This window comes from Streptomyces sp. NPDC002911 (assembly GCF_053591835.1).
This window is the reverse complement of the sequence record NZ_JBSFUO010000018.1, coordinates 18,666-31,114: the sequence shown is the minus strand read 5'-3', so window position 1 is coordinate 31,114 and position 12,449 is coordinate 18,666. Positions and strand designations below refer to the sequence as shown.

At 68.8% G+C, this 12,449-nt stretch carries 11 protein-coding genes; 3 read left to right on the top strand and 8 right to left on the bottom strand.

Translation table 11 applies throughout. The features are described from left to right. Positions 1 to 23: 23 nt before the first annotated feature. Together ACWD04_RS24175 and ACWD04_RS24170 are read right to left on the bottom strand one after the other, a co-directional pair. Positions 24 to 2,648: an ABC transporter permease/substrate binding protein gene (locus ACWD04_RS24175; protein ID WP_451135167.1), complete on the bottom strand. Its 2,625-nt coding sequence runs from the start codon at positions 2,646 to 2,648 to the stop codon at positions 24 to 26. After that, positions 2,641 to 3,732 carry a quaternary amine ABC transporter ATP-binding protein gene (locus ACWD04_RS24170; RefSeq protein WP_451135165.1) on the bottom strand — a complete coding sequence of 364 codons (1,092 nt, stop codon included), beginning with the start codon at positions 3,730 to 3,732 and terminating at the stop codon, positions 2,641 to 2,643. The genes ACWD04_RS24175 and ACWD04_RS24170 overlap by 8 nt, the downstream gene beginning before the upstream one ends. A gap of 262 nt (positions 3,733 to 3,994) precedes the next feature. On the opposite strand from ACWD04_RS24170, the gene ACWD04_RS24165 reads away from it, so the two are divergent. From ACWD04_RS24165 to ACWD04_RS24155, 3 genes are all read left to right on the top strand, one after another. Next, complete coding sequence (locus ACWD04_RS24165) at positions 3,995 to 4,903, top strand: 5'-3' exonuclease (RefSeq protein ID WP_451135297.1); 909 nt, start codon at positions 3,995 to 3,997, stop codon at positions 4,901 to 4,903. Between the two features lie 65 nt (positions 4,904 to 4,968). Next, positions 4,969 to 5,811, top strand: a complete 843-nt coding sequence (locus tag ACWD04_RS24160; protein WP_451135163.1) for a siderophore-interacting protein — start codon at positions 4,969 to 4,971, stop codon at positions 5,809 to 5,811. A gap of 286 nt (positions 5,812 to 6,097) precedes the next feature. Next, positions 6,098 to 6,541: an SPW repeat protein gene (locus ACWD04_RS24155; RefSeq protein ID WP_451135161.1), complete on the top strand. Its 444-nt coding sequence runs from the start codon at positions 6,098 to 6,100 to the stop codon at positions 6,539 to 6,541. Between the two features lie 84 nt (positions 6,542 to 6,625). Here the strand turns inward: ACWD04_RS24155 and ACWD04_RS24150 are convergent, their stop codons facing one another. The 6 genes from ACWD04_RS24150 to ACWD04_RS24125 form a co-directional block, all read right to left on the bottom strand. Further along, positions 6,626 to 9,454, bottom strand: a complete 2,829-nt coding sequence (locus tag ACWD04_RS24150) for a DEAD/DEAH box helicase (protein WP_451135159.1) — start codon at positions 9,452 to 9,454, stop codon at positions 6,626 to 6,628. 49 nt (positions 9,455 to 9,503) lie between these two features. Continuing rightward, the gene (locus tag ACWD04_RS24145; RefSeq protein ID WP_451135157.1) at positions 9,504 to 10,394 is read right to left on the bottom strand and encodes a YegS/Rv2252/BmrU family lipid kinase; all 891 of its coding nucleotides are present in this window, start codon (positions 10,392 to 10,394) and stop codon (positions 9,504 to 9,506) included. Between the two features lie 18 nt (positions 10,395 to 10,412). Beyond that, the gene (gene tatC / locus ACWD04_RS24140; RefSeq protein WP_451135155.1) at positions 10,413 to 11,375 is read right to left on the bottom strand and encodes a twin-arginine translocase subunit TatC; all 963 of its coding nucleotides are present in this window, start codon (positions 11,373 to 11,375) and stop codon (positions 10,413 to 10,415) included. 49 nt (positions 11,376 to 11,424) lie between these two features. Next, positions 11,425 to 11,718 carry a Sec-independent protein translocase subunit TatA gene (gene tatA, locus ACWD04_RS24135; RefSeq protein ID WP_451135153.1) on the bottom strand — a complete coding sequence of 98 codons (294 nt, stop codon included), beginning with the start codon at positions 11,716 to 11,718 and terminating at the stop codon, positions 11,425 to 11,427. A gap of 214 nt (positions 11,719 to 11,932) precedes the next feature. Continuing rightward, positions 11,933 to 12,130 carry a hypothetical protein gene (locus ACWD04_RS24130; RefSeq protein WP_451135151.1) on the bottom strand — a complete coding sequence of 66 codons (198 nt, stop codon included), beginning with the start codon at positions 12,128 to 12,130 and terminating at the stop codon, positions 11,933 to 11,935. 23 nt (positions 12,131 to 12,153) lie between these two features. Beyond that, positions 12,154 to 12,429: a hypothetical protein gene (locus tag ACWD04_RS24125; RefSeq protein WP_451135149.1), complete on the bottom strand. Its 276-nt coding sequence runs from the start codon at positions 12,427 to 12,429 to the stop codon at positions 12,154 to 12,156. Positions 12,430 to 12,449 lie beyond the last annotated feature (20 nt).

Here is a 12,449-nt window from a genome sequence, read left to right as displayed (position 1 = left end):
GCGGGGGTGCGTGGATCAGCGGGTCAGCCGACGACGGGGGCCATCTTCGCCACCACGTCCGGGTTGGCGTCCATCCAGCGGCGGGCCGACTCCTTCTCCTTGCCTGCGCCGCCCTTCTGCATCTCCACCTCGAGCGAGGCCAGCTGCGCCTCGCTGAGCTCGAAGTCCTTCAGCCATCCGGTCAGCTCCGGGAAGTCCTTGGCGAAGTCCTTCTTGGCGACCGTGTGGATCTGCTCGCCCTTGCCCCAGGCACCCTTCGGGTCCTCGAGCTTCTTCAGGTCGTGCTGGCCGTAGGCCCAGTGCGGCGACCACAGGGTCACCACGACCGGCTCCTTCTTCTTGATCGACCGGTTCAGCTCGGCCAGCATCGACGAGGTGCTGGAGGAGACCACCTCGTACTCACCGTCGAGGCCGTACTCCTTGAGCACCTTCTTGTTGAGCGTGCCCATCATCCCGGCGCTCGACTCGATGCCGATGATCTTGCCGTCGAACTTCTTGCCCTGGCCCTTGAGGTCCGCCAGCGAGTCGATGCCCTTGACGTACGACGGAACCGTCAGCTCCAGTGAGGTCGGCCCGTACCAGGAACCGAGATCGGTGAGGTTGTTCTTGTACCGGTCCCAGTAGTCCTTGTGCGTGGTCGGCAGCCAGGAGTCGAACTGGACGTCCAGCTGCCCCTGAGCGAGCCCGGTGTAGAGCGGGCCCGGGTCGAGCTGCTTGACGGTCGTCCTGTAACCCCGGTCCTCCAGCACGTTCTGCCAGAGGTAGGTGCTGGCAATGGCCTCGTCCCACGGGAAGTACCCCATGTTGACGGTCTTGCCCGCGTCCTTGCCCTGCTGCTGCGGTCCTCCGGGCAGCGGGGCCAGCCGGTCGACGAGGCCCGGGTTCTTCTTGAGCCAGGTGCGGACGCCGTCCTGCTCCTGGCCCTGGCCCGCTTCCTGGATCTCGTTCTCGAGGCTGGTGAGCTGCTTCTCGGTGAGCTCGAAGTTCTTCAGCCAGTCCGCGACGGCGGGTGCCTTCTCCGCGAAGCCCTTGTGGGCGACGGTGTGCACTTCTTCGCCCTTGCCCCAGGCACCCTTCGGGTCCTCGAGCTTCTTCAGGTCGTGCTTGCCGTAGGCCCAGTGCGGCGACCACAGGGTCACCACGACCGGCTCCTTCTTCTTGATGGAGGCGTTCAGCTCGGCCAGCATCGAGGAGGTGCTGGAGGAGACGACTTCGTACTCGCCCTCCAGGCCGTACTCCTTGAGCACCTTCTTGTTGAGGGTGCCCATCATCCCGGCGCTGGCCTCGATGCCGATGATCTTGCCATCGAACTTCTTGCCCTGGCCCTTGAGGTCCGCCAGCGAGTCGATGCCCTTGACGTACGACGGAACCGTCAGCTCCAGCGACGTGGGCCCGTACCAGGCGCCCAGGTCGTCCAGGTCGTCGCTGTACTTGTCCCAGTAGTCCTTGTGCGTCGTCGGCAGCCAGGAGTCCGTCTGGAAGTCGATGTCACCGCGGGCGACGCCGGAGTAGAGCGGACCGGCGTCGAGCTGGGTGATCCCGGTCTCGTACCCGCGCTGCTCCAGGATCTCCTTCCACAGGTAGGTGGAGGCGATGCCCTCGTCCCAGGGGATGTAGCCCATGTTGATCTTCTGGCCCTTGCCGACGTCCGCGCTGTCGGCCTGAGCGGCCTTCGAGTCGCCGGAACCGGCGATGTTGAGGCCGCCCGCGACGAGCGCGAGGACGACGACACCGGTCATGGCGACGGCGGTTCCCGGCTTGTAGTGCGCGAACTTGAGCCGCCGCGCACCGGCGGCGACCTTGGCGGCGGCGCGGCGGCCGAGCGGTGAGACCCGCTCGTTGAGCGCACCGGTCATCCGGTCCAGGTACATGGCGAGGATGACGACGGCGATCCCGCTCTCGGCGGCGAGGCCGACCTGGAGCTGGGTGATCGCCGCGTAGACCTTCTCACCGAGGCCGCCGGCGCCGGCCATGCCGCCGATGACGACCATCGACAGGGCCAGCATGATGACCTGGTTGATTCCGGCCATGATCGTCGGCAGGGCGAGCGGCAGCTGCACCCGGGTAAGGGTGTGCTTGGGCGTGGTGCCGAAGGCCTGGGCCGCCTCGACCAGCTCGCCGTCGACCTGGCGGATGCCGAGCTCGGTCATCCGGACGCCGGGCGGCATCGCGAAGACGATGGTGGCGATCACGCCGGGGGTGACGCCGACGCCGAAGAACATGACGCCCGGGATCAGGTAGACGAAGGCAGGCATCGTCTGCATGACGTCGAGCACCGGCCGCAGCGCGGCGCTGACCCTGTTGTTGCGCGCCGCCCAGATACCGGTGGGCACCGCGATCACGATCGTGATGACGGCTGCCACGACCACCAGCGAGAGGGTGGCCATCGCCTCGTCCCAGAGGGCGAGGGAGTCGATGAGCGCGAAGCCGGCGAAGGTGAGCACGGCGGGGAACACGCCGCGCAGCCAGAACGCGATGACGGCGAAGATCCCGGCCATCAGCAGGGGCTCACCGCCGCTCAGTACGGCGTTCACACCGTCGTACATGCCGCCGAGCACGGTCTTGATGGCGTCGAAGATCCAGGTGAGGTTCGACTGGAGCCAGTCGACCGCGTCCTCGACCCACGCACCGAAGGAGAGCCTAGGCACCGGCGTTCACCTTCTTGATGTCGCGCTGGGCCGGGACCGCGGCCTCGACCTGCGGTTCCTCGCCGAGCGCGGCGAGCAGCCGGCTGCGCGGCACGACACCGATGACGCCGCCGTCCTCGTCGGTGACGGCCACGGCGACCCCACTGGTGGAGCAGGGGGTGAAGAGCTCGGCTATGGGCGTGTCGGCGGACACCGTCGCGGGAGCGTCGGCCATCAGGTCCTCGTCGGAGCGCCCGGCTTCGGGCGCCTCCATGATCGAGCCGGCGGTGAGCACCCGGGAGCGGTCGACGTCCTGGATGAAGGACGCGACGTAGTCGTTGGACGGCCGGACAAGGATGTCCTCGGCGGTGCCCTGCTGGACGATATCGCCGTCCCGCATCACAGCGATACGGTCGCCGAGGCGCATGGCCTCGTTGAGGTCGTGGGTGATGAAGACGATGGTCTTCTTCAGCCGCTTCTGGAGTTCGAGGAGCTGGTCCTGCATGTCGCGCCGGATCAGCGGGTCGAGCGCGCTGAAGGACTCGTCCATCAGCAGCAGGTCTGCGTCGGTCGCGAGCGCGCGGGCCAGGCCCACACGCTGCTGCATGCCGCCGGACAGCTCGTCGGGCCAGGACTTCTCCCAGCCGGCGAGTCCGGTCATCTGCAGCGCCTCGGCGGCGCGTGCCTCCCGCGCGACACGCGCGACGCCCTGCACCTCGAGGCCGTACGCGGCGTTCTCGAGCACGCTCCTGTGGGGGAACAGCGCGAAGTGCTGGAAGACCATGCTGATCTTGGTGGAGCGGACGGTGCGCAGCTCACGGGGGCTGAGGGCGGTCAGGTCCTGACCGTCGAACAGCACCCGGCCGGCAGTCGGCTCCAGCAGACCGTTGAGCATCCGCAGCAATGTGGACTTTCCCGATCCGGAGAGTCCCATGACGACGAAGATCTGGCCCGGTTCCACGGTGAACGAGGCGTCGATCACCGCTGCGGTCGTTCCGTCGGCGCGCAGTTCGTCGCGGTGGGTACCGTTCTCCAGCTTCTGCACGGCTTGATCGGGTCGTCTGCCGAACACCTTGTACAGGTGTTCCGCTTGCAGCCTTGACACATACACCTCACGCGTTGAACCGAAACGGTCTGCCACCGCCTCCGGCAGACCGTGGAGCGGTGCGGAGTCGGTCCGCAGAGCACGTGCACCCGTTGCGAAATGGACGTGGTCCGCTCCGGTGCCGCGCCTGCCCCCGCTTACGCAAACCAAACACTTGTGTGACCCAGTTCACTTCGGAAGCCCATGAACACGGGAACCGCACGCCCGTCGGCCCGGGCGTGTCGGTGGGGTGCGGCATGATCGGGGTGTGACGCGACGCCTGATGCTCCTCGACACCGCTTCCCTCTACTTCCGCGCCTATTTCGGCGTCCCGGACTCGGTGCGCGCACCGGACGGCACCCCGGTGAACGCCGTGCGCGGCCTGCTCGACTTCATCGCCAGACTCGTGCAGGACCATCAGCCGGACGACCTGGTCGCCTGCATGGACGCGGACTGGCGCCCTCAGTGGCGGGTCGACCTGATTCCGACCTACAAGGCGCACCGGGTGGCCGTCGAGACCGCCGGAGGGCTGCCCGACGAGGAGGAGGTCCCCGACACCCTCTCCCCGCAGGTCCCGGTGATCGAGGACGTGCTGGACGCCCTCGGCATCGCCCGGGTGGGCGTCTCCCCGTACGAGGCGGACGATGTGATCGGCACGCTGGCCGGGCAGGCCACCGGCCCCGTGGACATCGTGACCGGCGACCGCGATCTGTACCAGCTGGTCGACGACGCCCGCGGGGTGCGCGTGCTCTACCCGCTGAAGGGCGTGGGGACGCTCCAGGTGACGGACGAGGCCTGGCTGCGCGGGAAATACGGCGTGAACGGCAGCGGGTACGTCGACCTGGCCCTGCTGCGCGGCGACCCGAGCGACGGACTGCCGGGGGTACCCGGCATCGGCGAGAAGACGGCGGCGAAGCTGCTGGACGCCTTCGGCGACCTGGCCGGGATCATGGCAGCGGTGGACGATCCCGCCGCCCGGCTGACCCCGTCCCAACGCAAGCGACTGGACGAGGCCAGGGCCTATGTGGCGGTCGCCCCGAAGGTCGTCCGCGTCGCCGACGACGTCCCCCTTCCGGGGTTCGACCCCGCACTCCCCCGCGAACCGCGCGACCCGGCGGCCCTGGAGGCCCTCGCGACACGGTGGGGACTGGGGAACGCACTGCAGCGCCTGCTTCTCACACTCCAGACATGAAGGTGCTAGCTTAGGTAACCCTAACTACGTAGTACGTTCCATGTGCCGACAGCAGGGAGACCCTCGTGGCAGAGCGGCCGCAACGCCGGACACCGAAGGCACAGGGGGCGCAGGTTCTGCGCACCGAGCAGATCACCCCGCACATGGTGCGCGTGATCCTCGGTGGCGACGGCCTGGCCGACTTCACCCTCGCGGGCTACACCGACCACTACATCAAGCTGTGCTTCGCCCCGGAGGGCGCGGACTACGGCCACCCCTTCGACATGACCAGGATCCGCGAGGAGTACCCGCGTGAGCTGTGGCCCACCACCCGCACGTACACGGTGCGCTCCTGGGACCCCCGCGCCCGGGAGCTCGCGGTCGATTTCGTGGTGCACGGCGACGAGGGCCTGGCGGGCCCCTGGGCGGCGCGTGCCCAGCCCGGCGACCAGGTGACGTTCCTGGGGCCCGGCGGCGGTTACGTGCCGAAGGCCTCGGCCGACTGGCATCTGCTGGTGGGCGACGAGAGCGCCCTGCCCGCCATCGCCGCAGCGCTGGAACACATGCCGGAGGGCGCGCCGGCGCACGCCTTCGTGGAGGTGCCGGATGCCGCGGAGGAGCAGAAGCTCGTGACTCCGGAGGGTGTGTCGGTCACCTGGCTGCACCGCGGTGACCGCCCGGTCGGTGAGTCTCTCGTCGCGGCGGTGAGCGGGCTGGAGTTCCCCGAGGGCGAGGTGCAGGCCTTCGTCCATGGCGAGGCCGGTTTCGTGAAGGAGCTCCGGCGCCACCTTCGACTGGAGCGCGGCATCCCTCTCCAGCAGCTGTCGATCTCGGGTTACTGGCGCCTGGGCCAGAACGACGACACGTGGCGCGCGGTCAAGCGCGAGTGGAACGAGCAGGTGGAGCGCGAGCAGGAGAGCGCCGCATAAGCCCTTCGCGCCCCCGGAACCCGGTCGCCGCCCTGGACGACGACCGGGTTTTGCGCATGTCCCCCGTAGAGCCCCGGCCGACTCAAGCCGGCAACGTCCCGACCGGAGAAGCCCGGACCCCGGGGCTCGCACTGTCGGCGCGGTCGAGGGGGCTCGATGGAAGCGCAGGATTTAGCCGACCGGAAAACTACACATAAGGGGCATATAAGAGCACACTGGTCGGGAGAGCTGATGACCGTGACTCCCGAACGCGGTCGCTCCAGCAAGTGCGAAGGAGAACATCCTCATGAGCAACATCTCGCACACCGGAAGGGACATCTCCGGTCACCCCGATGCCGAAGAAATGAGGGCGCGCCACGACCGCGTGGTCGGCGGTCGCCGTACCACGGCGGGTGCGGACGCACCGCTGTTTCTGCTCGGCCTGTACTGCGCCGTCTCGCCATGGGTGCTTGACTTCACCGCGAGCCAGCCCTCCCTGGTGACACACAACCTGGTCATCGGAATCGCGATAGCCGTGCTGGCGCTCTGCTTCACCGCCATGCCCGAACGGATGACCGGGATGAGCATGGCCATCGTCGCCCTGGGCGCATGGCTCATCGTGTCGACGTGGGTCGTGGGACAGAGCCCGGACACGGGCGTCATCCTCAACAACGTCATCGTCGGTGGTCTGGCGATCGTGCTGGGGGCAGCCTGCGCGGGACTCTCGATCATGAACAACAAGAAGACCTGACGGGAGGATCTCAGGAGTGGCCACAGGCACTTGTTCGCCTGTGGCCACTCGTCGGCTCACGTCATCCGGTCACCCTGCGCCCTCTCACCCCACGGAGCTGTACGCCACCACGCCCCGCAGCACCGCGTCGACGGCCTTGTGGGCGTTCTTCGCGACCGAACTCCCGTCCCGGGGCGCGGCGGCCGCGATCTGGCCGAGTACGTCGATCACCTGCTTGCACCACCGCACGAAGTCGCCGGCCGGCATCTCCGCCTCGCGCAGCACCTCGTCCAGCGTCCGCCCGGAGGCCCACATGTAGACCGCCCAGGCGAAGCCGAGGTCGGGCTCGCGCTGGCCGACCCCTTCCGTCTGGCTGATCTTGAAGTCCTCCTCCAGGGCGTCGAGGCGACCCCAGATGCGGACCATCTCGCCCATCGCGGCCTTCGCCGGCCCGGAGGGCAGCTTGGGTGCGACCGCGTCGTCGGCCTGGCGCGCCTCGTAGACCAGCGCGGACACGCACGCGGCGAGTTCGGCGGGGTTGAGCCCTTCCCATACGCCGTCCCGCAGGCATTCGCTGGCCAGCAGGTCGAGCTCTCCATAGAGCCGTGCCAGTCGCCGGCCGTTGTCGGTGACCTCGTTGCCCCGCAGATAGTCGAGCTCGGTGAGGAGCGCGACGATACGGTCGAAGGTCCGGGCGATGGTGTTCGTCCGGCCCTCGATGCGGTTCTCCAGCTGCCGGGTGTCGCGCTGCAGCCGGTGATAGCGCTCGGCCCAGCGGGCGTGGTCCTCGCGCTCGTCGCATCCGTGGCAGGGGTGGGCGCGCAGCTCCGTGCGGAGCCGGGCGATCTCCCGGTCATCGGCCGCGGCGGCCCGCTGCTTGCGGTGCCGTCCCGGGTCGATGTGCCCCGCCTTGCTCCGCAGGGCGGAGGCCAGGTCGCGGCGGGACTGGGGTGAGCGCGGGTTGAACGACTTGGGCACCCGCATTCGCTCCAGCGACTCGACCGGCACCGGGAAGTCGATCTGGGCCAGCCGCTTGACCTGCCGCTCGGCGGTCAGCACCAGCGGACGCGGCCCGTCGTGGTACTCCAGCCCGCGATGGCCGTTCGTCCGCCCCGCCGGCAGCCCCGGGTCGAGGACCAGCGCGAGTCCGGCGAATTTGCCGGTGGGCACGTGGATGACGTCACCCGGCTTCAGCTTCTCGAGGGACGAGGCCGCGGCGACCCGCCGCTGAGCCGCGCCCTGCTTGGCCAGCTCCGTCTCGCGGTCCTTGAGGTCGCGGCGCAGCCGCGCGTACTCCTCGAAGTCACCGAGATGACAGGTCATGCCCTTCCTGTAGCCGGAAAGGCCCTCCTCGTTGCGCTGGACCTGGCGGGAGATCCCGACGACGGACCGGTCGGCCTGGAACTGCGCGAAGGAGGTCTCGAGCAGCTCACGCGAGCGATGCCGGCCGAACTGTTGCACGAGATTGACGGCCATGTTGTACGAGGGCCGGAAGCTGGAGCGCAGCGGATACGTACGCGTCCCCGCGAGTCCGGCGAGCGCGCCGGGGTCCATGCCTCGCTGCCACAGGACGACTGCGTGGCCCTCGACGTCGATGCCACGGCGACCGGCCCGCCCGGTCAGCTGGGTGTATTCGCCGGGCGTGATGTCGGCGTGCTGCTCGCCGTTCCACTTGACGAGCTTCTCGAGCACCACGGAACGCGCGGGCATGTTGATGCCGAGCGCCAGCGTCTCGGTCGCGAAGACCGCCTTGACCAGACCCCGGACGAACAGCTCCTCCACGACCTCCTTGAAGGTCGGCAGCATCCCGGCGTGGTGCGCGGCGATGCCCCGCTCCAGACCTTCGAGCCACTCGTAGTAGCCGAGGACGTGCAGGTCCTCGCCGGGGATGGACGCGGTCCGCTCCTCGACGATCTCCCGCACCAGACGGCGTTTGTCCTCGTCGTTCAGCCGCAGCCCGGCCTGCAGGCACTGCTGCACGGCCGCCTGACAGCCGGCCCGGCTGAAGATGAACGTGATGGCGGGCAGCAGCCCTTCGGCATCGAGCCGGTCGATGACCTCGGGCCGGGACGGGGTCCAGATCCGGCTGCGCTGACGCCGCTCACGCTCCCGGTCCGCCTCGCGGACCATCTTCCCCCGCCGGCGCTCGCGCGGGTTGTATCCGCGCTGGTTCTCCATCCGGGCGAGCCGGACGAGGTCGGGGTTGACCTCGCGCCGGCCGGTGCCCCGGCCGCCGTGGTCCGTCTCCTCCTCGAAGAGGTCGTACATCCGGCGTCCGGCCATGACGTGCTGCCACAGCGGCACGGGCCGGTGCTCGGAGACGATCACCTGGGTGTCGCCGCGGACGGTGTCCAGCCAGTCGCCGAACTCCTCGGCGTTGGACACGGTGGCCGACAGCGACACCAGCGTCACGGACTCCGGCAGGTGGATGATCACTTCCTCCCACACGGCGCCCCTGAAGCGGTCGGAGAGGTAGTGCACCTCGTCCATGACCACATGGCCGAGGCCGATGAGGGCCTGGGAGCCCGCGTACAGCATGTTGCGCAGGACCTCGGTCGTCATCACGACCACGGGTGCGTCCGCGTTGACACTGTTGTCACCGGTCAGCAGGCCGACCTTGTCCGCGCCGTAGCGCCGGACGAGATCGGTGAACTTCTGGTTGGACAGGGCCTTGATGGGCGTGGTGTAGAAACACTTGCGGCCCTGCAGCAGGGCCAGGTGTACGGCGAATTCACCGACGATCGTCTTGCCCGACCCGGTGGGGGCCGCGACCAGCACCCCCTTGCCGGCCTCCAGGGCCTGACATGCCTCGATCTGGAACGGGTCCAGTCCGAATTCGTACATCTCGCGGAAGAGCCCGAGGGCCGTGGCCTGCTCGGCCGCACGGACCCGGGACGCCTGGTATCGCTCAGCTGGTGAGAGGTCCTCTGTCATCTTGATACGAGCCTACCCGCCTCGTATGACAGTCAGCCCGATCTTTATTTCACGGTGCAAGGACCCGGACCGCGCCGGGTACGCAGGTCGCGTCGATCGGCAGCGCGCCGAGCGGCTCACCGTCCGCGTAGGCCGTGACACCGGCTGCGGCCAGCTCTATCGAGGACACCTGGTGCACGGTGACCTTCGGGTGCCCGAGGTGCGTCCCCCTGTACACCTTGGGGAAGACCTTGAGCAGGGTGGCCCGGCTGCAGTCACCGACCACGGTGACGTCGAAGAGCCCGTCGTCCATGACCGCGTCGGCGCAGATCCGCATGCCACCGCCGTACGTCGTCCCGTTGCCCACGGCGATCAGTGCCGCCTCGATCTCGGCCACCGGGCCGCCGTCCAGCCTGACGCGGTACGGGATCGGCCGGAAGGCGGCCAGCTCGGCGAGGATCGCGAGGTCGTACTTGAAGCGCCCGCCGACCCGGCGCATCCGGTTCCCCCGGTCGTTGACCCGCGAGTCGAAGCCCGTGGCCAGCACGGAGCCGAACCATCGCTCTCCGACCCGCCCCAGGTCGATCGCGCGCACCGTCCTGGCCTTGAGCGCCTCGGCGGCCAGCCGTCCGGCGGCGGCCGGATCACGGACCGGCAGTCCGAGGGCACGGGCGAAGTCGTTGCCGGTGCCCACGGCCACGACGCCAAGGGGTGTCGAGGTACCGGCAACGGCCTGCAGGGCAAGGGACATCATGCCGTCCCCGCCCACGGCTATCAGCGCTCCGGTCCCGGCCGCCACGGCCTCGCGGGCCCGCCGCAGGGCGTCGTCGGCGTCCTCGCCCAGAACCGTCCGTACGGAGAAGCCGGCGTCCCGCAAAGCGGAAGCGGCCGGCTGCGCGGCACGCGCGCCCCGGCCGCCTGCCGCGGTGGGATTGACGAAAAGGGTGATCTCTCTGGTCACCCGCGGGACCTTACAAGGTCAGGTGATGTCGTCGTAACCATTGAGCCGATGCGACCGGCCGCCGTCCGCGTCACCGCCGGCCTGCTCGGGAAGCGCCGCCCGGGTGGGCACCGGCGCGATCTCACCGACGGCCTCGGGGGTGAGGTCCAGCTTGGACGCCTCGTCGTCGTCGAGCTCGGCGTCCGGGTTGCCGCGCCGCCTGCGCTTGTCGTTGAGCAGGGAGAAGCCGACGGCGACGAAGTAGAGCACCGCGAGCGGACCCGCGAGCAGCAGCATCGAGATGGGCTCGCCGCCCGGCGTGGCGATGGCCGCGAACCCGGTCAGCCCGACGATCATCCCGCGCCACCAGCGCAGCATGCGGGCACCGGACAGGACGCCGGTCATGTTGAGCAGGATGAGCAGCAGCGGCAGTTCGAAGGCCAGCCCGAAGACGAGCACCATGCGGGTGATCAGGTCCAGGAAGTCGTCCAGCGGCAGCAGGTTCTTCACGTTGTCGGGTGTGAAACCGAGCATGATCTCGGCGGTCTGCGGCAGGATCGTGTACGCCAGGTAGGCACCGGCCACGAAAAGCGGGACCCCGGCCGCCACGAAGGCGACGGAGTAGCGCTTCTCCTGCTTGTGCAGGCCGGGGGCGACGAACCCCCACAGCTGGTACAGCCACACCGGGGTGGCCACCAGCACGCCTGCCATCAGGGACACCTTCAGCGCGATGGTGAACGGCGACAGCAGACCGTTGGTGGTCATCTCCGCGCAGGGGCGACCGTTGATCATGGTCACAGCGCCGTTCTTGCAGCCGACCGAGTCCAGGATCGGCTTCATCAGGAACTCGAAGATCTCCTTCTGGAAGAACGCCGCCACGATCACGGCGATCACGATCGCCAGGACCGACTTCAGCAGCCGGTTGCGCAGCTCACGCAGGTGATCGAGGAGGGGCATGCGTCCCTCGTCGTCCTTCTCCTGCTTGCGGGCGGACTTGAGCAACCCACTTCCCTCGTCTCGTGCGGCAGCGTCCGGTGGTACGGGTCAGCTGTCAGCTCTGGGTGGTGGGCTTGGCCTCGCTGACCGGACGGGAGCTGGTGACGTCTCCCGGAGCGGCCTGGATCGTGCGCGCGGTGGCCGCGGGTGCGGTGGTGTCCGCGACGGTCTCGGTGGTGGGCGCCGCAGGCTCCGCGTCGTCCTTCTTCATGGCCTTGGCCTCGCTCTTGAGGATGCGGGCCGACTTGCCGAGCGAACGCGCCATGTCGGGAAGCTTCTTGGCACCGAAGAGCAGCAGGATGACAGCGATGATCAGAACGATCTCGAGGGGCTTCAGATTGCCGATCATGTGCTACTTCCTTCTCACTGAGGCGTCTGGAGGGTGGGTTCGCTATCCGTCCGACCGGACAGATGTCCGACCTTCGCGCTGGCAGCGATCGTAACCCGCAGGGGTAAACGCGAGGCAATGCCCGTGCGTACTCCCGCTTGCGGCCCACACCTCCCTGCCTGGGCCGCTCCAGCAGCGTACCCCCCGAAACGATGAATCAGGAGGCCGCGCACTGCTATCGCAGGGCCTCACCCGTATCGGCGAGGGTGGCGGCCGCTCGTTCGAGATCCTCTGCCGCTCGGTTGATCTGCCGCGTGGTCGCGGCGACCTGTCCCGCGAGCCGCTGTGCTTCGACGAAGACCTTGACGGCCAGCACGCCGAGCACGGCCAGGCCGGCGAATCCCAGAGCGATGGCGAACATGGGCCAGAACATGGGCGGATCCTCGATGGTTCTCGTCACCGCAGGGCGGTGTGCAGGCGCAGCGTCCGCACCCCGCCGCCGCTGAGGAGCTCGATGATGCGCTCCCCGGCAGGCTTGCGGACCGCGGAACCGCACGCAGGGCAGGTGAAGGAGTAGAAGGTCGTACGGCGGCTGGCTCCTATCGCCAGCCGCAGCGCTCCCGCCCCGAGCTCGAACCGCTCACGGCAGTCCGGGCAGGCGGCCCGGAAGCGTACGGCGTCGGGTACGGGGACCGTGACGGGTCCGGTCTTCGTGCCCGATATCGCGGTCATATGACCTCTGTCTCCTCGCT

Coding starts and splice junctions, on each gene's coding strand:
- ACWD04_RS24165 (WP_451135297.1), top strand. CDS start 3,995: ATGCTCCTCGACACCGCTTCCCTCTACTTCCGCGCCTATTTCGGCGTC.
- ACWD04_RS24155 (WP_451135161.1), top strand. CDS start 6,098: ATGAGCAACATCTCGCACACCGGAAGGGACATCTCCGGTCACCCCGAT.
- ACWD04_RS24150 (WP_451135159.1), bottom strand. CDS start 9,454: ATGACAGAGGACCTCTCACCAGCTGAGCGATACCAGGCGTCCCGGGTC.
- tatA (WP_451135153.1), bottom strand. CDS start 11,718: ATGATCGGCAATCTGAAGCCCCTCGAGATCGTTCTGATCATCGCTGTC.
- ACWD04_RS24130 (WP_451135151.1), bottom strand. CDS start 12,130: ATGTTCTGGCCCATGTTCGCCATCGCTCTGGGATTCGCCGGCCTGGCC.
- ACWD04_RS24125 (WP_451135149.1), bottom strand. CDS start 12,429: ATGACCGCGATATCGGGCACGAAGACCGGACCCGTCACGGTCCCCGTA.